Annotated in this window: 19 protein-coding genes; 5 read left to right on the forward strand and 14 right to left on the reverse strand. The window is 72.2% G+C overall.

What is annotated here, in order from left to right; translation table 11 throughout:
• Window positions 1-1,210 (reverse strand): chaperonin GroEL (groL, locus tag IEZ12_RS08265; protein WP_229847342.1); only part of this gene is annotated, 1,210 nt, incomplete at its 3' end.
• A 100-nt stretch (window positions 1,211-1,310) separates the two neighbouring features.
• Window positions 1,311-1,616: a co-chaperone GroES gene (gene groES / locus IEZ12_RS08270; protein WP_014136232.1), complete on the reverse strand. Its 306-nt coding sequence runs from the start codon at window positions 1,614-1,616 to the stop codon at window positions 1,311-1,313.
• 238 nt (window positions 1,617-1,854) lie between these two features.
• Between groES and IEZ12_RS08275 the strand changes: the two genes are divergently transcribed.
• Window positions 1,855-3,060, forward strand: a complete 1,206-nt coding sequence (locus IEZ12_RS08275) for a class I SAM-dependent methyltransferase (RefSeq protein WP_189271466.1) — start codon at window positions 1,855-1,857, stop codon at window positions 3,058-3,060.
• Here the strand turns inward: IEZ12_RS08275 and IEZ12_RS08280 are convergent.
• From IEZ12_RS08280 to tsaB, 5 genes are all read right to left on the reverse strand, one after another.
• The gene (locus IEZ12_RS08280; protein WP_189271467.1) at window positions 3,036-3,914 is read right to left on the reverse strand and encodes a polysaccharide deacetylase family protein; all 879 of its coding nucleotides are present in this window, start codon (window positions 3,912-3,914) and stop codon (window positions 3,036-3,038) included. The two genes, IEZ12_RS08275 and IEZ12_RS08280, sit on opposite strands and share 25 nt — an antisense overlap.
• Window positions 3,915-3,986: 72 nt before the next feature.
• Complete coding sequence (locus IEZ12_RS08285) at window positions 3,987-4,232, reverse strand: hypothetical protein (protein WP_373295451.1); 246 nt, start codon at window positions 4,230-4,232, stop codon at window positions 3,987-3,989.
• An 11-nt stretch (window positions 4,233-4,243) separates the two neighbouring features.
• Window positions 4,244-5,323, reverse strand: a complete 1,080-nt coding sequence (tsaD, locus tag IEZ12_RS08290; protein WP_100587195.1) for a tRNA (adenosine(37)-N6)-threonylcarbamoyltransferase complex transferase subunit TsaD — start codon at window positions 5,321-5,323, stop codon at window positions 4,244-4,246.
• Window positions 5,316-5,795, reverse strand: a complete 480-nt coding sequence (rimI, locus tag IEZ12_RS08295) for a ribosomal protein S18-alanine N-acetyltransferase (protein ID WP_189271603.1) — start codon at window positions 5,793-5,795, stop codon at window positions 5,316-5,318. Before rimI ends, tsaD begins: the two co-directional genes overlap by 8 nt.
• A 45-nt stretch (window positions 5,796-5,840) precedes the next feature.
• Window positions 5,841-6,488, reverse strand: coding sequence for a tRNA (adenosine(37)-N6)-threonylcarbamoyltransferase complex dimerization subunit type 1 TsaB (gene tsaB / locus IEZ12_RS08300; protein ID WP_189271468.1), 648 nt, complete (start codon window positions 6,486-6,488; stop codon window positions 5,841-5,843).
• 133 nt (window positions 6,489-6,621) lie between these two features.
• On the opposite strand from tsaB, the gene IEZ12_RS08305 reads away from it, so the two are divergent.
• Entirely contained in the window at window positions 6,622-7,194 is a 573-nt protein-coding gene (locus IEZ12_RS08305) for a L,D-transpeptidase (RefSeq protein ID WP_229847343.1), read from the forward strand.
• A gap of 12 nt (window positions 7,195-7,206) precedes the next feature.
• Here the strand turns inward: IEZ12_RS08305 and IEZ12_RS08310 are convergent, their stop codons facing one another.
• The 7 genes from IEZ12_RS08310 to glmS form a co-directional block, all read right to left on the reverse strand.
• Window positions 7,207-7,395 (reverse strand): hypothetical protein, encoded by a 189-nt coding sequence (locus IEZ12_RS08310; protein ID WP_189271614.1) that lies wholly within the window; start codon window positions 7,393-7,395, stop codon window positions 7,207-7,209.
• 102 nt (window positions 7,396-7,497) lie between these two features.
• Window positions 7,498-8,007 (reverse strand): tRNA (adenosine(37)-N6)-threonylcarbamoyltransferase complex ATPase subunit type 1 TsaE, encoded by a 510-nt coding sequence (gene tsaE, locus IEZ12_RS08315; protein ID WP_189271469.1) that lies wholly within the window; start codon window positions 8,005-8,007, stop codon window positions 7,498-7,500.
• A gap of 61 nt (window positions 8,008-8,068) precedes the next feature.
• A complete protein-coding gene (locus IEZ12_RS08320; protein ID WP_189271470.1) occupies window positions 8,069-9,211 on the reverse strand; it encodes an alpha/beta fold hydrolase in 1,143 nt (380 codons plus the stop codon).
• Window positions 9,212-9,319: 108 nt separating this feature from the next.
• Window positions 9,320-10,501 carry an alanine racemase gene (gene alr / locus IEZ12_RS08325; RefSeq protein WP_189271471.1) on the reverse strand — a complete coding sequence of 394 codons (1,182 nt, stop codon included), beginning with the start codon at window positions 10,499-10,501 and terminating at the stop codon, window positions 9,320-9,322.
• Window positions 10,502-10,810: 309 nt separating this feature from the next.
• The gene (locus IEZ12_RS08330) at window positions 10,811-12,250 is read right to left on the reverse strand and encodes an NAD(P)H-hydrate dehydratase (protein WP_189271472.1); all 1,440 of its coding nucleotides are present in this window, start codon (window positions 12,248-12,250) and stop codon (window positions 10,811-10,813) included.
• Window positions 12,251-12,361: 111 nt separating this feature from the next.
• Window positions 12,362-12,730: a holo-ACP synthase gene (locus IEZ12_RS08335; protein WP_373295452.1), complete on the reverse strand. Its 369-nt coding sequence runs from the start codon at window positions 12,728-12,730 to the stop codon at window positions 12,362-12,364.
• Between the two features lie 56 nt (window positions 12,731-12,786).
• Complete coding sequence (gene glmS, locus IEZ12_RS08340; RefSeq protein ID WP_043914519.1) at window positions 12,787-14,643, reverse strand: glutamine--fructose-6-phosphate transaminase (isomerizing); 1,857 nt, start codon at window positions 14,641-14,643, stop codon at window positions 12,787-12,789.
• A gap of 110 nt (window positions 14,644-14,753) precedes the next feature.
• Here glmS and coaA point away from each other — a divergent pair, with 110 nt between their 5' ends.
• The 3 genes from coaA to IEZ12_RS08355 all read left to right on the forward strand — a co-directional run bounded on the left by coaA (window position 14,754) and on the right by IEZ12_RS08355 (window position 18,475).
• Window positions 14,754-15,734 carry a type I pantothenate kinase gene (coaA, locus tag IEZ12_RS08345; RefSeq protein ID WP_083462715.1) on the forward strand — a complete coding sequence of 327 codons (981 nt, stop codon included), beginning with the start codon at window positions 14,754-14,756 and terminating at the stop codon, window positions 15,732-15,734.
• 232 nt (window positions 15,735-15,966) lie between these two features.
• Window positions 15,967-17,286, forward strand: coding sequence for a glycosyltransferase family 2 protein (locus IEZ12_RS08350; RefSeq protein WP_043914522.1), 1,320 nt, complete (start codon window positions 15,967-15,969; stop codon window positions 17,284-17,286).
• Window positions 17,279-18,475, forward strand: a complete 1,197-nt coding sequence (locus tag IEZ12_RS08355) for a glycoside hydrolase family 26 protein (RefSeq protein ID WP_189271473.1) — start codon at window positions 17,279-17,281, stop codon at window positions 18,473-18,475. The genes IEZ12_RS08350 and IEZ12_RS08355 overlap by 8 nt, the downstream gene beginning before the upstream one ends.
• The last annotated feature ends 5 nt before the right edge of the window (window positions 18,476-18,480 follow it).

The raw sequence follows: 18,480 nt of genomic DNA on the forward strand, positions 1-18,480 counted from the left end.
GGGTCGCGGAGATGGCGTCCTCCAGGCGGTGCTTGCGCTCCTTGAGCTCGACCTCGGTGGCCGCGCCGACCTTGATCACGCAGACGCCGCCGGCCAGCTTGGCGAGGCGCTCCTGGAGCTTCTCGCGGTCCCAGTCGGAGTCGGTGTTGGCGATCTCGGCCTTGATCTGGGCGACCCGGCCGGCGACCGCGTCGGACGCGCCGGCGCCGTCGACGACGATGGTCTCGTCCTTGGTGACGGTGATGCGGCGGGCGGAGCCCAGCACGTCCAGGCCGACCTGGTCGAGCTTGAGGCCGACCTCCTCGGAGATGACCTGGCCGCCGGTCAGGGTGGCGATGTCGCCGAGGATCGCCTTGCGGCGGTCACCGAAGCCGGGGGCCTTGACCGCGACCGCGTTGAAGGTGCCGCGGATCTTGTTGACCACCAGGGTGGAGAGGGCCTCGCCGTCGACGTCCTCGGCGATGATCAGCAGCGGGCGGGAGCCGCCGGCCTGCAGGACCTTCTCCAGCAGCGGCAGGAGCTCCTGGATGCTGGAGATCTTGCCCTGGTTGATCAGGATGTACGGGTCCTCCAGGACGGCTTCCTGGCGCTCCGCGTCGGTGACGAAGTACGGCGAGAGGTAGCCCTTGTCGAACTGCATGCCCTCGGTGAACTCAAGCTCGACGCCGAACGCGTTGGACTCCTCGACGGTGATGACACCGTCCTTGCCGACCTTGTCGATCGCCTCGGCGATCAGCTCGCCGACCTGGGTGTCCTGGGCGGAGAGGGAGGCGACGGCGGCGATGTCGTCCTTGCCCTCGATCTCGCGGGCGATGGACAGCAGGTGCTCGGAGACGGCGGCGACGGCCTTGTCGATGCCCTTCTTCAGGGCGGCCGGGCCCGCGCCGGCGGCGACGTTGCGCAGACCCTCGTTGACCAGGGCCTGGGCCAGCACGGTGGCGGTGGTGGTGCCGTCACCCGCGACGTCGTTGGTCTTGGTGGCGACCTCCTTGACCAGCTGCGCGCCGAGGTTCTCGTACGGGTCGTCGAGCTCGACCTCGCGGGCGATGGTCACACCGTCGTTGGTGATGGTGGGAGCGCCGAACTTCTTGTCGATGACGACGTTGCGGCCCTTGGGGCCGATGGTCACCTTGACGGTGTCGGCAAGCTTGTTGACGCCGCGCTCCAGCGAGCGGCGGGCGTCCTCGTCGAACTGCAGGGTCTTCGCCATGATCCCGTTTCCTCAGGGTGTGGTCTGCGTACGTGGAGCAACAACCGCGCCCCGGGCCCCTGTCAGTGCTGACACGGATCCGGGGCGGGCTGGGGACGTCTTACTTCTCGATGATGGCGAGAACGTCGCGAGCCGAGAGGACGAGGTACTCCTCGCCCTGGTACTTCACCTCGGTGCCGCCGTACTTCGAGTACAGGACGATGTCACCGACGGCGACGTCGAGCGGCAGACGCTGGCCGTCCTCGAAGCGGCCCGGGCCGACGGCAAGGACGACACCCTCCTGGGGCTTCTCCTTGGCAGTGTCCGGGATCACCAGGCCGGAGGCGGTGGTGGTCTCGGCGTCGAGCGGCTGGACCACAATGCGGTCCTCGAGCGGCTTGATGGCAACCTTGCTGCTGGTGGTCACGTCCGAGCTCCCCTTCGGAGATTACGGGGTTGTCTAACAGGTAGGTGGGCGAGGGTGCGCAACTGCCGTCGCGGGGGTCAGGCACGCATCTTCGCGTTAGCACTCCCCCTGGGGTGAGTGCCAGGAACGACCTTAGGACGCCGTTAGCACTCAGTCAACCAGAGTGCCAACGACGTCGTGTCGCAGTTTCCGCCCGACCCCGGATTCCGGGGGGTGATCGGGCGGCGACAATGGGGCCGTGGAGATCGAATCGTTCCGGGCGCTGCTGACCGAGCAGGGGCAGGCGCTGCTGGCCGAGTTGCGGGAGTTCACCGCGGATCAGGAGTTGGCGCTGGCGACCCGGCTGCGGCGGGAGTACCGCCCCCTCGCTCCGCTGGGGGTACCCCCAACGGAGCTGGTGCGGGCGGCGTTCGAGCAGGCGCGGTTGCGGCAGCGGGCGGAGGCGAAGTTCGGGGCGGACGCCCGGTCGATGTACTTCACGCAGCACGGGGTGGAGCAGGCGACGCGGCGCAGTGTGGCCGAGTGGCGGGCGGGGCGGTTCGCGGCGCTCGGGGTGAAGCGGCTGGCGGATCTGTGCTGCGGGATCGGCGGGGACGCGGTCGCGCTGGCCCGGGCCGGGATCGCGGTGCTGGCGGTGGACCGGGACGAGCTGACCTGCGAGGTAGCACGGGCGAACGCGGCGGCGCTGGGCGTGGCGGAGCTGGTGGAGGTGCGCTGCGCGGACGTCGCGGACATCGACACGGACGGCTTCGACGCGGTGTTCACCGATCCGGCGCGGCGCACCTCGCGCGGCCGGGTGTTCGACCCGGAGGCGTACTCGCCGCCGCTGTCCTGGGCGGTGGAGGCTGCCCGCCGCACCCCGTTCGGGGCGTTGAAGGTCGCGCCGGGGATCCCGCACGAGCTGGTGCCGGAGGGCGCCGAGGCGGAGTGGGTGTCGGACCGGGGCGAGGTGAAGGAGGCGGTGCTGTGGTTCGGCACCGCGGCCGCCGAGCCGTACCGGGCGACGCTGCTGCCGGGCCCGCACTCGCTGACCGGCGGGGCGCTGCCGGACCCGCCGGTGGGTCCGGTGGGGCGGTACCTGTACGAGCCGGACGGCGCGGTGATCCGGGGCCGGATGGTCGCCGAGGTGGTCGAGTCGACGAACGGTCGGCTGATCGATCCGATGATCGCGTACGTCACCTCGGACGAGCTGCGCCCGACGCCGTACGCGCACGCCTATGAGCTGACGGACGTACTGCCGTACAACGTGAAGAAGCTGAAGGCGCTGGTGAAGGAGCGCCGGATCGGCACCGTGGTGATCAAGAAGCGCGGGGCGTCGGTGGTCCCGGAGGAGCTGCGGCGGCAGTTGAAGCCGGCCGGGCCGAACACGGTGACGGTGATCGTGGCCCGTACCGCGGCCGGCCCGGTGATGATGCTGGGTCAGCCGGCGGGCTTGGCGATGTAGTCGTCGAGGCGGGCGACCGCGAAGCCCTGCTCCTGGATGCGGGCGAGCATCTCGCCGAACATCGCGGTCATGGTCTCGCCCTTGAGCTCGGACGGGCCGCGGAAGTGGGCGAGGATGATGTCGCCGTTCTTCAGCTTCTTGTCGGCGGACTGGTACTGCATGTCGTGGATCTGCATGGATTCGCGCCACAGCACGATGGCACGCGGCCCGCACTCCTGCACCGAGGCGTTCAGGGTGGGGGTGTTGGCGCCGTCGCCGAAGGGCGGCCGGAACAGGTACGGGGCGGTGCCGTACTGCTCGGTGAGGGCGGCCTGGTCGTCGCAGATCTGGGTCTTCTGCTGGGCCGCGGTGATCTTGCTCATCACCGGGTGGCTGACCGTGTGGTTCTGCACGGTGTTGCCGAGCGCCTGCAGCGGCTTGAAGTAGGCGTAGTCGTTCTTGACGATGTCCTTGGTCAGGAACATCGTGATCGGCACCTTCAGCTCGGTGAGCATCTGGACGAACTTGGGGTCCTTCTCGGCCCCGTCGTCGATGGTGATGAAGACGACCTTGTCCTGGGTGGGGACTTCGCTGAACACCGGCACGGCGCCGGTCTTCGTCAGCTTGATCGGCTTGTCGGCGGGCGGCGCGGGCGCCTTGGCCATCGGCTTGAGGCCCCACTTCGCCCACGCGGCCTCCCCGGCGGTGTCCTGCGCGGGCGCCGACGCGGCGGCGGAGGAGGAGCTGCCCGAGGACGCCGCCGCGGGCTTCGCGGGGGCGGCGGACTTCGTGGCGGGGGCGGAGCTGCCGCACCCGCTCGCCGCCAGCAGCACGGCGAGCGCTCCCACGCCGTACCCGATCCGGGCCCTGTTCATCACCGGTGTCCCCCGCTCTTCCTCTACACGTCTGTCGATGTTCTGGACGAACGCTACCGGCTCCCCGGTTGCCTACCCGACGTCCGTCCGGGTGAAGGTCCACCGGTGCACCGGACGGGACAGCAGCCCGGCCGGGGGCTCCGGCACGGGCCCCGGCTCGCCCGCCCAGAGCGCGATCAGCAGCACCCGGTCCCCGGGCGCGGTGAACAGCTCGACCCGCTCCAGACCGGCCGCCCCGCGCACTGCGGGCAGCGCGAACTCCCGCGCCCAGGCGTGCAGTTCACTCCCCCGCCCGTCGACCGCGCGAGCCTCCCACATGGCCGCCAGGGTCACTTCAGCGCCTCGTGGGCGTGGGCGTGGAAGTCGGTGTGCGGGACGTGCGTCTCGGTGACCGGCAGCGAGGAGTCCGCCGACAGGTCGAACGAGGACGGGGTGCGGTCGCGCCAGACCATCTCCGCGCCGAGCGCCGCCACCATCGCGCCGTTGTCGGTGCACAGGCCCGGGCGCGGCACCCGCAGCACGATGCCCGCCTTGTCGCAGCGCTGCTGCGCCATCTCGCGCAGCCGGGAGTTCGCGGCGACGCCGCCGCCGATCATCAGGTGGTCGACGTCGTTGTCCTTGCAGGCCCGCACGGCCTTGCGGGTCAGCACGTCGGTGACCGCCTCCTGGAAGGACGCGGCGACGTCCGCCACCGGCACCGGCTCGCCGGCCCGCCGCTTGGCCTCCACCCAGCGCGCCACGGCGGTCTTCAGGCCAGAGAACGAGAAGTCGTACGCCGGGTCGCCGGCGTTGTTCAGGCCGCGAGGGAAGGCGATCGCCCTGCCGTCGCCCTCGCGGGCCATCCGGTCCACCACCGGCCCGCCCGGGAAGCCCAGGCCGAGCACCCGGGCCACCTTGTCGAACGCCTCGCCGGCCGCGTCGTCGATGGTCGCGCCGAGCGGCCGCACGTCGGAGGTGATGTCGCCGCTGAGCAGCAGCGAGGAGTGGCCGCCGGAGACCAGCAGCGCCATGGTCGGCTCGGGCAGCCGGCCGTGCTCCAGCTGGTCGACGCAGATGTGCGAGGCCAGGTGGTTCACGCCGTACAGCGGCTTGTCCAGCGCCCACGCGTACGCCTTGGCGGCGCTCACGCCGACCAGCAGCGCGCCGGCCAGGCCGGGGCCGGCGGTGACGGCGATGCCGTCCAGGTCGCTCGCCTTGACGCCCGCGGTGTCCAGCGCGCGCTGGATGGTGGGGACCATCGCCTCCAGGTGCGCCCGGCTGGCGATCTCCGGGACGACGCCGCCGAACCGGGCGTGGTCGTTCACCGAGGACGCGACCGCGTCGGCCAGCAGCGTGGTGCCGCGGACGATGCCGACGCCGGTCTCGTCGCAGGAGGTCTCGATACCGAGGACGAGCGGTTCGTCAGCCATTGTGATGATCCTTCAGATCGCTTGCATCGCTTGCCAGGTGGTCCAGACGCATCACCAGTGCGTCCACGTTGGCGGGCTGGTAGTAGCCCCGCCGGATGCCGACCGGCTCGAACCCGAACCGCTCGTACAGCCGCTGCGCGGGCAGGTTGTCGACCCGCACCTCCAGCAGCAGCTCGGCGCAGCCGCGCCGGACCGACTCCTCGACCAGTTCGGTCAGCAGCATCGCCCCGAGGCCCGCCCCCTGGCGCCCGGCCTCCACCGCGATGGTCTGCACGTCGCCGTCCGCCCCGACCGTCATCAGCCCGGCGTAGCCGACCACCGCGTCGGCCTCGTCCACCGCCACCACGTAGTGCCGGCTGCCGCCCGGGTACGCCTCGGCCAGCTCGGACCAGTACATCCCGCGCGACCAGGCGTCCTCGGGGAACAGCAGGTGCTCCAGCACCATGACCGGCTCGATGTCCCACCAGCGCATGGGGCGCAGCGCGAACCTAGCCACGGCCGGAGAGTCCCGTGCGCGTCACGCCGGAAGCACCGCCTTGTAGCCCGCCGGCACCTGCGCGTCCGGGCGCCGCAGGTACAGCGGGGCGTTCGGCAGCAGTTCGCGGCCGGCGGCCAGCTCGCGGACCGCGAAGTCGGCGAGCGCGCCCGCCGACACGTGCTCGGGGCCGCTCGCCGCCGGCAGGCCGTACAGCAGCGCGCCCGCGCCGACCGTCCGCTCGCCCGGCTCGATCTCCGCCGGGCGGTCCACCGCCGGGCCGGAGACCCGGGCGCCGGACGCGTCGTAGGAGGCCCAGTAGACCTCCTTGCGGCGCGCGTCGGTGGCCACCGTGAACGCGCCGTCCAAGCCCTCGGTGCGGGCCTGGTGGGCGATCGCGTCGAGGGTGCAGACGCCGTGCACGGGCAGGCCGAGCGCGTCGCCGAGCGCGGCTGCGGTCACCAGGCCGACCCGCAGGCCGGTGTACGGGCCCGGGCCGACGCCGACCGCCAGGTCGGTGAGCTGCCGCTTGTCCACACCGGCGGTGCGCAGCACGGCGTCGATGGTGGGCAGCAGCAGTTCGCCGTGCCGGCGGGCGTCGACCTCGTAGGACTCGGCGAGCACGCGCTCACCGTCGTGGACGGCGGCCGTGACGGCGGGGGTGGCGGTGTCGAAGGCGAGGAGGAGCACGGGTTCAAGGTTAGAGGGTCCGGCGACAGTGCCCGCACCGGCCGGGAACACACGATCGGAAGAGGCCGAGGCGGCGGCGCGGACCTGGCACGATGGGCCTCGGACGGGATACGCGGAGCGTTGAGGAGCAGACGTGGCGAAGCTGGGTCCTGGTGTGGTGGTCGGCGGACTGACCCTGAGCGCCATGGCGGTGATCGGGCTGCTGGCGTTCCAGGCGAACGGCGCCGCGTCCCGGGCGGTCGCGGCCGGCCCGTCGTCGAGCGCCTCCGCGGCGACGGCCGCCTCGCCCGCGGCGAGCGAGAAGCCCACCGCTCCCCCGCTGCCGGCGGACTCCGGGGCGGGCCTGCGGGTGGTGTTCTCGCTCAAGGACCGCCAGGTGTGGCTGGTCGACCCGAGGAAGACCGAGCAGGTGCTCGCCTCGTTCAAGGTGACGCCGGGCAGCGCGCTGCCGAACCCGGGCGCCTACACGGTGTACAGCCGCACCGCGGCCGGCACCGGCACCGACGGCCGGCAGATCGAGCACGTGGTGCGTTTCACCCAGCAGCAGGGCACGGTCTTCGGCTTCAGCGCGCTGGTGGACGAGAACGCCCCCGCGCCGTCGATGGACCCGAAAACCAAGACCGGCGGCATCCGGGCGTCCCGCTCCGACGGCCAGGCCCTGTGGGACTTCGCGCCGAACGGCACCCGGGTGGTCGTGGTCGCCTGACCGCTCGGGGCGCTACGCGGCGTGGCGCTCCGGCGGGGTGGAGACCGCCTTCGCGGCCCGGCAGGCCGCCAACAGCGCCCGCATCGGCACGGGGTTCTCCGGCGCCTCGGTGCGCGGCTGCTCGGCATCGGCGCGTGCCGCCTCGACGGGGGCGTCGGCCGGTTCGGGACGGGCGTTGGTCCGGGGGGTGGTGCTCGCCATAGGGCGCCTCCCTAGTTAGGCACACCTAACCTGCTGTCGCCATCCCATCACGCCCACCGGCCGGGCCGCAACAGTTTCCCGACACGCTGTCGGAAACCCGGCTCAGTTGTCACCCAATACGGTGAGGTCCACGTCGTCCCAGCGACCGCCCAGGCCCGTCACGGTGACCCGCCGCCCGTCCGCCTCCTCCACCACGTCGGCCTCCGCGCCGCCGAGCGTCCGCTCGATCCGGACCTCCAGCCGGTCCTCGGAGAGCTGCTCGACCTTGCCCTCGCCCCACTCCACGACGATCACCGACTCCGGCAGCGACACGTCCAGGTCGAGGTCCTCCATCTCGTCCAGACCGCCGCCCAGCCGGTACGCGTCCACGTGCACCAGCGCCGGGCCGCCGGTCAGCGACGGATGCACCCGGGCGATCACGAAGGTCGGCGAGGTCACCGCGCCGCGCACCCCCATGCCCTCCCCCAGGCCGCGGGTCAGCGTGGTCTTGCCCGCGCCCAGCTCCCCCGACAGCAGCACCAGGTCGCCGGGGCGCAGCAGGGCGGCGAGCCGCCGGCCGAGGCCGGTCATCCGCTCCGCGGTGGCGACGGTCAGAGTGGTCTGCGAACCCATGGCGTCCTTCTTCGTTCGTTGCGGCCACCCCTACGGTGCCACACCGCGCACGGACGCCCGCTCAGCCCTCCGGCTGCTCCCCGTCCGGCTCGGCCGGGACGGCCGGCAGCGGGCCGGTGCCCGCCCGCTCGGCGGCCCGCTCCAGCAGGGCCGCCAACTCCCGGTCCACCAGCTCGGGACGCTCCAGCATCACCAGGTGCCCGGCGTCCTCCACCAGCACCAGCCGGGACCCGGGCAGCGCCGCCGCGATCGCCTCGGCGTACTCGGGCGGGGTGATCAGGTCCTTGGCGCCGGCCATCACCAGCGCGGGGACGCCGTCCAGCCCGGCCAGCGCGGCCCGCTTGTCGTGCACCGAGAACGCCGGGTAGAACTCGGCGACCACGTCGATCGGGGTCGCGTCCAGCAGCTGCTCGGCGAACCGCACCACCGCCGGGTCGACGTCCTTCCCGCCGAACGAGAACCGCCGGTAGAACACCGCCGTCACGTCCGAACCCCAGCGCCGGGTCGCCTCCACCAGCTCGACCTGTCGGCCCAGCAGCCGCACCACGCCGGGCGCGATCCGCTTCACCACCTTCGCCCCCGCGGCGGGCAGCCCCAGCGTCACCGAGTCCCAGCCGCCGGCCAGCGTCCCGATCAGCGCCACCCCGACCACCCGGCCCTGCGGACCGAACAGCTCGGGATGCTGCGCGGCCAGCGCCATCACCGTCATCCCGCCCATCGAATGCCCGACCAGCACGATCGGGCCCTCCGGCACCACCGCGTCCAGCACCGCCCGCAGATCACCGCCGAGCTGATCGATCGAGGCGGGCTCACCGCTCAGGTACGAGCGGGAGCGCTCGGACCGGCCATGGCTGCGCTGGTCCCAGAACACCGTGCGCAGCACGCCCCGCAGCGCCGCCCGCTGGAAGTGCCAGCTGTCCTGGTTCAGGCAGTACCCGTGACAGAACACCACCGTCGGCCCGGGCCCCTCGGCGGCGTCCACCTCCACGTACAACTCGGTGCCGTCGTCCGCCCGCACCCGCCGCGGCGCCCCGCGCAACGACCCGAACGGCGCCGCCGCGTCCAACTCCTCCCGGGCCCGCCTGCGCATCGCCCGCCCCACCGTCATCCGCTCCACGGCGACCCCGGCGGCGGCCCCGGCGGCCAGCACCCCGAGCGATATCCCGATCAGCCCGGCCCTGGAGACCCCGGACGACTCAGCCATGGGTGAAACCAGGGGCGCGGGGGACGGCGCGAAGCGGAAGGCTCCCGTCGGAATGCTCGCGGCACCGACAGCCGGTCGAACAAGCGCGCGCCGCAGCGATGACGGCCACTACTGCACCCCTCCCACGTACCGCCGGGGCACTCGCCCCCCGATCCGGGTGATGATCTCGTACGCGATCGTCCCGCAGGCCCGCGCCCAGTCCTCGGCCGTGGGCTCGCCCCGATCGCCCGCGCCGAACAGCAGGGCTTCCTCGCCGACCTCGTGCGCGTCCCCGCCGAGGTCGACCACGAACTGGTCCATCGCGACCCGGCCCGCCACCCGGTAGCGCCCGGAGCCGATCTGCACCGGCCCGGTGTTGCTCGCGTGCCGGGGGATGCCGTCCGCGTAGCCGAGCGGGATCAGGCCCAACGTGGTGGGCCCGGGCGTCACGTAGTGGTGGCCGTAGGAGACGCCGTGGCCGCCGGGAGCGTGCTTGACCAGGGCGAGCCGGGCGGTCAGCGACATGACCGGCCGCAGGCCGTACTCGGCGGGCGTGCCGAGCTCGGGCACCGGCGACAGGCCGTACATGGCGAGGCCCGGACGGACCAGGTCGTAGTGGGACTGCGGGAGCAGCAGGGTGGCCGGGGAGTTCGCCAGGTGCCGCACCTCGGGGTCGAGGCCGGACCGCTCGGCGAACGCCAGGGCCTGCGCGAAGGAGTCCAGCTGGGCCTGGATGGAGGGGTGCCCGGGCTCGTCTGCGGCGGCGAAGTGCGACCACACGCCGACCACCCGCAGCATGCCCTCGGCCTGCGCCTTGGCGGCGCGGTCGACCAGGTCGGGCCAGTCGTGCGGCTGGCAGCCGTTGCGGCCGAGGCCGGTGTCGGCCTTCAGGTGGATCCGGGCCGGGATGCCGGTGGCGCGGACGGCGGCGAGGAGCTCGTCCAGCGCCCACTGGCCGCTGATCGAGATGTCGACGGACTCCCGCAGCGCCTGCTCCCACGGGCCGCCGGGCGTCCACAGCCAGCACAGGATCCGCGCCCGGTCGGGGCCGATCCCGGCGGCGCGCAGCGCGAGCGCCTCCTGCGGGGTGGCCGTCCCGAGCCAGCCGGCGCCGGCGGCGATCGCCTCCCGGGCGCACTGGAGCGCACCGTGGCCATAGGCGTCCGCCTTGACCACGGCCATCAGCTCGGGGCCATTGGTACGGGCGCGCAGGGCGGCCAGGTTGTCGCGCAGGGCGGCCAGATCGATCGTCGCCTCGGCGCGCACCCCCTCGGTCAGTGCGGGTGTCCCGGTGGTGTTCGCAGTCGTCATCGCGTATCAGTCTCCCAGACCCCCGCCGGTCCCCCCATCAGGGGCGCGGCCGACCGGGAGTCCTGTCACCCGTCCACCCGTACGCCCTTTCCCTTCCGCTGTCTCCACGCGACACGACGCACTCCGGTTCCGAACGGCACGTCACCGGGCCGCGGGCAAGGCCGAGAGCGACGAGTCCCAACGGCGTGTCGGCGAGGCCGGACGCAGGGTCGAGCGCAGCGACGGGGAGCCCGCACCGAACCGCGCAGACAGCGGCGACGCACGGAGCGAGGCGGCGCCTGACAAACGACCGCTCCGCAAAACCGGCCGTCACCCCGTCAGCGACCGCCAGGCGGTACGCAGGGCGTCGGCGATGTCCAGGGCGGTGATCGGGGCGCCCGTGCCGGCGGCGTGGCGGCCGGCCAGGCCGTGCAGGTGGGCGGCGGTGGAGGCGGCGTCGAGTGGGGTGAGGCCGGTGGCGAGCAGGGAGCCGGCCAGGCCGGACAGGACGTCGCCGCTGCCGGCGGTGCCGAGCCAGCCGGTGCCGGTGGCGTTCACCCGGACGGTGCCTTCGGGGTCGGCGACGACGGTGGTGGAGCCCTTGAGCAGCACGGTCGCGCCGTAGCGGGCGGCGATCAGTCGGGCGGCCCACAGCCGGCGGGCGGCGACGGTCTCGGCGTCGGTGTGCTCGCCGACGCCGGCCAGCAGGCGGGCGGCCTCCCCGGCGTGCGGGGTGAGCAGGGTGGGGGCGGGGCGGCCGGCCAGCAGGTCGGGGCCGAGTCGGGCCAGTTCGGTGAGTGCGTCGGCGTCGGCGAGCACCGGCACCTCGGTGTCCAGGGCCTCGCGCAGCGCGTGTTCGGCGCCGTCGCCGCCGCCCGGGCCGACCACCCAGGCCTGGACCCGTCCGGCCCGGGCGGGGCCCGCGTCGCTGATCAGCGTCTCCGGGTGGCGGCGGACCACCTCCTCCGCGGCGTGCCCGGTGTAGCGCACCGCGCCCGCGCCGCCGCGCAGCGCCCCGGCGACGGCGAGCAGCGCCGCGCCCGGGTAGCGGGTGGAGCCGGCAGCGACGCCGACCACGCCGCGCCGGTACTTGTCGCTCTCGGTGCCGGGGACGGGCAGCAGCGCGGCCACGTCGGCGCCCTGGAGGGCCTCGACGGGGGCGGGCGGCAGGTCGAGTCCGATCTCCACCAGGTGGACCACGCCCGCGTAGCCCGCGCCGGGGTCGACCAGCAGGCCGGGCTTGTGGGTGCCGAAGCAGACCGTGACGTCGGCGCGCAGCGCGGGACCGGCCACCTCGCCGGTGTCGGGGTCGACCCCGGACGGCACGTCGACGGCGACCACCGGACCGCGACGCGCCATGGCGGCGAAGGGAGCGGCGGCGGGGCGCAGCGGGCCGCGACCGCCGATGCCGACGATGCCGTCCAGCACCAGGTCGGCGCGGCCGAACGCGCCGGGGTCGTCGGTGACCCGGCCGCCGGCGGCGCGCAGCGCGGCGAGACCTTCGGCGTGCGCCTTGGCGGGGTCCAGCAGCAGGGCTTCGGCGCGGGCCCCGCGACGGACGAGCCGCGCGGCGGCGTACAGCGCGTCTCCGCCGTTGTCGCCGGAGCCGGCCAGCACGAGGATGCGACTGCCGTAGACCCGGGGCAGCAGTCCGGCGCAGGTCGCAGCGAGACCGGCTGCGGCGCGCTGCATCAGGGTGCCCTCGGGGAGGGCGGCCATGAGCGCGGCTTCGGCGGTGCGGACCTGGTCGACGTGGTGGGCGTAGCGCATACGGGTCTCCTCCGGAGGGCGCGAGCACGTACGAGTCATTGTCCGCAGCGCGATCCCCCGCAGAGCTGTCTTCCGCCTCGCGCAGCCCGGCGCGCCCCCGGGTTCCCTCTCCTAGCCTTCGGCGATCACCACCGCCGAGGCGACGCCCGCGTCGTGGCTGAGCGACACGTGCCAGGCCGTCACTCCAAGGGCGGCGGCGCGGGCTTCGACGGTGCCGGTGACGTGGAGGACGGGGCGGCCGGAGTCCTCGACGCGGACTTCGGCGTCCTCCCAGCGGAGGCCGGGGGGAGCGCCGAGGGCCTTGGCGATGGCTTCCTTGGCGGCGAACCGGGCGGCGAGCGAGGCGGTGCCCCGGCGCTTTCCGGAGGGGAGGATCAACTCGCCGGGGGTGAAGAGGCGTTCGGCGAGTCCGGGGGTGCGTTCCAGGGATTCCCCGAACCGTTGGATGTCCGCCACGTCGATGCCGACCCCGATGATCACGCGTGTTCCTCCGTCCATGCCTGCGCAGTGGCGCGCAGGCATGGACGATACGCGGGCTACTCGACGGTGACGGACTTGGCGAGGTTGCGGGGCTGGTCGACCTCGTGGCCCTTGGCGGTGGCCAGCTCGCAGGCGAACACCTGGAGCGGGACGGTGGACACCAGTGGCTGGAGCAGCGTCGGGGTGGCCGGGATGCGGATCAGGTGGTCGGCGTAGGGGACGACGGCCTCGTCGCCCTCCTCGGCGATGACGATGGTCTTCGCGCCGCGGGCCCGGATCTCCTGGATGTTGGAGACGATCTTGTCGTGGAGGACGGAGCGGCCACGCGGCGAGGGCACCACCACGACCACCGGGAGGCCTTCCTCGATCAGCGCGATCGGGCCGTGCTTGAGCTCGCCGGCGGCGAAGCCCTCGGCGTGCATGTAGGCGAGCTCCTTGAGCTTGAGCGCGCCTTCGAGGGCCACGGGGTGGCCGACGTGCCGGCCGAGGAAGAGGACCGCGGGGGCGTCGGCGAGCGAGCGGGCCAGGGCGCGGACCGGCTCCATGGTGCCGAGGACCTGCTCGACCTGGCGCGGGGCGTCGCCGAGTTCGCGGATGACGGAGGAGATCTCGTCGCCCCACTTGGTGCCGCGCACCTGGCCCAGGTAGAGGGCGACCAGGTAGCAGGCGACCAGCTGGGTCAGGAACGCCTTGGTGGAGGCGACGGCGACCTCGGGCCCGGCGTGGGTGTAGAGCACCGCGTCGGACTCGCGCGGGATGGTCGAGCCGTTGGTGTTGCAGATCGCCAGGACCTTCGCGCCCTGCTCGCGGGCGTGGCGCAGCGCCATCAGGGTGTCCATGGTCTCGCCGGACTGCGAGATGGCGATGACCAGGGTGCGGTCGTCCATGATCGGGTCGCGGTAGCGGAACTCGCTGGCCACCTCGACCTCGCACGGGATGCGGGTCCAGTGCTCGATGGCGTACTTGGCGATCATGCCGGCGTGGAACGCGGTGCCGCAGGCGACGATCACCACCTTGTCGACCTCGCGCAGCACCTGGTCGGGGATGCGCAGCTCGTCGAGGGTGAGCCGGCCGTCGGCGCCGATCCGGCCGAGCAGGGTGTCGGCGACGGCCTTGGGCTGCTCGGCGATCTCCTTGAGCATGAAGTAGTCGTAGCCGCCCTTCTCGGCGGCCGAGGCGTCCCAGTCGACGTGGTACTCACGGACCTCGGCGGGCGCGCCGTCGAAGTCGGTCACCGTCACGCCCTCGGGGCGCAGTTCGACGACCTGGTCCTGGCCGAGCTCGATGGCCTCGCGGGTGTGCGCGATGAACGCGGCGACGTCGGAGGCGAGGAAGTTCTCGCCGTCGCCGACGCCGACCACCAGCGGCGAGTTGCGGCGGGCGCCGACCACCACGTCGGGGGCGTCGGCGTGCACGGCGACCAGGGTGAACGCGCCGTCCAGCTGCCGGCAGACGGTGCGCATGGCTTCGGCGAGGTCGCCGTCGTAGGCCTCGGACAGCAGGTGGGCGACCACCTCGGTGTCGGTCTCGGAGCGCAGCGTGTGGCCGCGGTCGGCGAGTTCGGCGCGCAGGACGGCGAAGTTCTCGATGATGCCGTTGTGGACGACGGCGACCTTGCGGTGGTCGTCCAGGTGGGGGTGGGCGTTGGCGTCGTTGGGCGCGCCGTGGGTGGCCCAGCGGGTGTGGCCGATGCCCGTGGTGCCGGCCGGCAGCGGGGTCTCGGCCAGCGACTTCTCCAGGTTGACGAGCTTTCCGGCCCGCTTGTCGGTCGCCAGGAGCCGCTGCCCGTCGGCTCCCACGGTCTGCACCGCGACGCCGGCCGAGTCGTAGCCCCGGTACTCCAGCCGCCGCAGACCTGCGATCACTACGTCGAGGGCCTCTTGCGGGCCCGTATATCCAACAATTCCGCACATATGCGCCAGCATAGGTGTCGGTGTTCGAGCCCTGTTCGGTCGGATGACCACACCGGGTGACCGACACCACAACACCCGGCGGCCCGGACACGGCCCACAATGGACCTGTGCTGACCGAACTCTGTACGAGGGGCGCGCCCGCCGCACCCACCCCCTCCCCGTACGTGGATCTGGACCGCGCCGAGTGGAGCGCACTGCGCGAGCGCACGCCGCTACCGCTCACCGCCGACGAGGTCGAGCGCCTGCGCGGCCTCGGCACCGCGCTGGACCTGGACGAGGTCCGCGACGTCTACCTGCCGCTGTCGCGCCTGCTGAACCTGTACATCCACGCCACGCACGAGCTGCGCGGCGCGCTGGGCACGTTCCTGGACACCCCCGACACCGAGCGGGTGCGCACCCCCTTCATCATCGGCGTCGCCGGGTCGGTGGCGGTCGGCAAGTCCACCACGGCCCGTCTGCTGAAGGCGCTGCTCGCCCGCTGGCCCGAGCACCCGCGGGTCGAGCTGGTCACCACGGACGGCTTCCTGCTGCCCAACGCGGAACTGCGCCGGCGCGGCCTGATGGCCCGCAAGGGCTTCCCGGAGTCGTACGACCGGCGGGCGCTGATGCGTTTCGTCGCGGACGTGAAGGCCGGCAAGGAGCGGGTCACCGCGCCCGTCTACTCGCACCTGGTCTACGACATCGTGCCGGACGAGCGGCTGGTGGTGGAGCGCCCGGACATCCTGATCGTGGAAGGCCTGAACGTGCTGCAGCCGGCGCTGCCCGGCACCGACGGGCGGACCAGGATGGCGGTCGCCGACTACTTCGACTTCTCGATCTACGTCGACGCCCGCACCGACGACATCGAGGCCTGGTACCTGGACCGGTTCCGCAAGCTGCGGGAGACCGCCTTCCAGGACCCCAACTCCTACTTCCGGCGCTTCACCGAAGTGCCCGAGGAGGAGGCGATGGACTACGGCCGGCAGGTCTGGCGGACCATCAACCGGCCGAACCTGCTGGAGAACGTCCTGCCCACCCGGGGTCGGGCCACCTTGATCCTGCAGAAGGGGGCGGACCACAAGGTGCGCCGAGCACTGCTCCGCAAGCTCTGACCTGGCGTCACTCGTCCGAAGGCACCACATTTTCGGAACGGAGTGCACACGATCGAGTCACACGCCGTTACCTGGGGCCGGAAGGCATCACGGCTTGGTCCCAATTGGCGGGACACCAACGACGGCGTTGCCCCCTATGCCCGATTTCACGTGGATTCACGCCTTACTCGGACGTCTATCATCAGGACGGCCTAGTCCAGTATGAACAGTCGATCGAGACGGTCCGGGGGCCATGCTCGCTTTTTTGCTCCAGCTCCGCCAGTGGTGGACTGTCGGCACCATCTACCCGTTTGCCGTCTTCATGTTCGGCATCTGGATGCTCTGGTTCGTCAGGCTCGGCCTGGCCCGTCGCTACCGCCCGTGGAAGCGCCCCTACCAGGTCACCACCTCGGTGATCATCCCGGTGGTGGACGAACCGGTCGACCTCTTCTACTCGGTGCTCGACCGGATCATCGACCAGCAGCCGACCGAAATGGTCGTGGTGATCAACGGCCGGCGCAACGAGGCGCTGGAGCAGGTCTGCGACCAGCTCGGCGTGTACTGGCAGTGGACCGAGATCCCGGGCAAGCGCAACGCCCTGAAGGTCGGCCTGGAGGCCTGCACCGGTGACATCGCCGTGCTGGTCGACTCCGACACCATCTGGACCCCCACCACCCTGTCGGAGCTGGTCAAGCCGTTCCGGGACGAGAAGGTCGGCGGGGTGACCACCCGTCAGCGGATCCTGGACCCGGGCCGTTCGGTGCTCACCCGCTGGGCGGACTGGCTGGAGAGCGTCCGCTGCCAGTACTCGCTGCCCGCGATGAGCGTGCTCGGCACCGTCGGCTGCCTGCCCGGCCGGACCATCGCGTTCCGCCGGAAGATCCTGCTGGACTGCATGGACGACTTCCTGTCGGAGAAGTTCCTCGGCGTCTTCCTGGAGGTCAGCGACGACCGCACGCTGACCAACTACACGCTCAAGCAGGGCTACCGGACCGTCTACCAGTCCACCTCGCTGGTGTACACCGACGCCCCGCTGCACCTGCGCAAGCTCACCAAGCAGCAGTACCGCTGGGCCCGCGGCTCGCAGTACAACACGCTGCGGATGCTGCCCTGGATGCTGCGCCGGACCAAGATGCTGGCGCTGTTCTACGTGGTCGACATCGTCGTGCCGTTCGTCCTGCTCGGCTCCTTCGCCTCCTGGGCCAAGGCGCTGTGGCGGCACACCGGCCCGAGCCTGTACATGGAACTGCCGCTACCGGCCGTCCACTGGAAGGCCATCACCACCATCCTGGTGCTGGCCGCCGTGATGTCGGTACTGTCGTTGGCGGTCCGGTTCGGCCGTCACTTCGCCTACCGGGCACAGGACTTGGTGTACCTGCCGGTGTTCATGGTGATCAATACGTTCATCCTGCTGCCGGTTCGGCTGCTGGGCTTCTTCCGGATGGGCCACAACGCCTCCTGGGGCACCCGCGAGGACAGCTTCGCGGGTGAGAAGGCCCGCAGCGTCAAGGTGGTCATTCCTTATCTGCTGGGCAGTGCCCTGCTGGTCGGATCGGTGATGATGAGTGTCTGAGACGGCGTCCGAGACGCGGTCCGCGTCGATTCCCAAACAGGCCGACGCCCCCGAGGCCGAACGGAAGGCCACGGCGCGGCGGCGCAAGAAGATGCACTGGTGGTCCCGCGGCAGCGGCATCCGCCTGCGGGTCTGGATGACCGTCAACGTGGTGCTGCTGGCCGCCCTCTGCTGGGGGGTCATGTCCGCGCTGCGGCTCGACGACCAGGGCCCCCGGTACGCCGGCCTGGGCCGGCCCGCCGGTGTGCCCGGCATCGGCCAGCTGATCAATCCCGGTCCGCCGCCGGTGCCCGCCAAGTCGATCTTCAACACGCCGAACGGCAAGTACTTCGGCGTGGCGACCCCGGAGGCCCCGTGGTCCTCCGCCGAGGTCGACTCGGTCGCCGGCAAGGCCGGCGTCCGGCCCACCATGACCGAGTACTTCGTGCGCTGGACCGCCGACTTCGACCCGAAGGCGGTCTCCCGCGCGTACGAGCACGGCACCCTCCCGGTGATGTCCTGGGAGCCGTGGGACGGCGAGGACAACGGCCACACCGAGCAGCCCCGGTTCGCCCTGTCGACCATCATCTCGGGCGCCCACGACGACTACATCCGGCGCTTCGCCCAGGCCGTCGCCGCCCAGAAGTGGCCGCTGGCGATCCGGTTCGCGCACGAGATGAACGGCACCTGGTACCCCTGGTCGGAGAGCAAGAACGGCAACCAGAAGGGCGAGTACGTCCAGGCCTGGAAGCACGTCCACGACCTGTTCCAGCAGGCCGGGGCGGACAACGTGATCTGGGTGTGGAGCGCCAACATCCTCCGTCCGGTGCCGAACACCGACCTGGGCGCGCTGTACCCCGGTGACGACTACGTCGACTGGGTCGGCCTGACCGGCTACGGCACCAAGGTTGAGGAGAGCGCCACCACGACCTTCGGGCCGACCCTCGACGCCGTCCGCAGGATCACCAAGAAGCCGGTGCTGATCACCGAGACCGGTCGCGAGCCCAGCGTGGCGCTCAAGGCGAAGTGGACCACCGACTTCTTCAGCTGGCTCAACCAGCAGCCGGACGTGCTCGGCTTCATCTGGTTCGAGCGCAACCGTGACCAGGGCGCCAACGCCGACTGGCGGTTCGACGAGACCCCCGAGTCCCAGCGCGCGTTCGCCGACGGCATCGCCTCCGTCAAGCTCGCGGACGGGCTCGGGGGCTGAGGCCC

It is taken from the genome of Kitasatospora griseola (assembly GCF_014648555.1).
Classification (GTDB): Bacteria; Actinomycetota; Actinomycetes; order Streptomycetales; family Streptomycetaceae; genus Kitasatospora; species Kitasatospora griseola.

What these genes read in the sequence shown, in the direction of transcription:
- IEZ12_RS08280 (WP_189271467.1), bottom strand. Translation starts at nt 3,914, where the DNA reads ATGAACAGGGCCCGGATCGGGTACGGCGTGGGAGCGCTCGCCGTGCTG.
- IEZ12_RS08285 (WP_373295451.1), bottom strand. Translation starts at nt 4,232, where the DNA reads ATGTGGGAGGCTCGCGCGGTCGACGGGCGGGGGAGTGAACTGCACGCC.
- tsaD (WP_100587195.1), bottom strand. Translation starts at nt 5,323, where the DNA reads ATGGCTGACGAACCGCTCGTCCTCGGTATCGAGACCTCCTGCGACGAG.
- rimI (WP_189271603.1), bottom strand. Translation starts at nt 5,795, where the DNA reads ATGCGCTGGTGGGACATCGAGCCGGTCATGGTGCTGGAGCACCTGCTG.
- IEZ12_RS08310 (WP_189271614.1), bottom strand. Translation starts at nt 7,395, where the DNA reads ATGGCGAGCACCACCCCCCGGACCAACGCCCGTCCCGAACCGGCCGAC.
- tsaE (WP_189271469.1), bottom strand. Translation starts at nt 8,007, where the DNA reads ATGGGTTCGCAGACCACTCTGACCGTCGCCACCGCGGAGCGGATGACC.
- IEZ12_RS08320 (WP_189271470.1), bottom strand. Translation starts at nt 9,211, where the DNA reads ATGGCTGAGTCGTCCGGGGTCTCCAGGGCCGGGCTGATCGGGATATCG.
- alr (WP_189271471.1), bottom strand. Translation starts at nt 10,501, where the DNA reads ATGACGACTGCGAACACCACCGGGACACCCGCACTGACCGAGGGGGTG.
- IEZ12_RS08330 (WP_189271472.1), bottom strand. Translation starts at nt 12,250, where the DNA reads ATGCGCTACGCCCACCACGTCGACCAGGTCCGCACCGCCGAAGCCGCG.
- glmS (WP_043914519.1), bottom strand. Translation starts at nt 14,643, where the DNA reads ATGTGCGGAATTGTTGGATATACGGGCCCGCAAGAGGCCCTCGACGTA.
- IEZ12_RS08350 (WP_043914522.1), top strand. Translation starts at nt 15,967, where the DNA reads ATGCTCGCTTTTTTGCTCCAGCTCCGCCAGTGGTGGACTGTCGGCACC.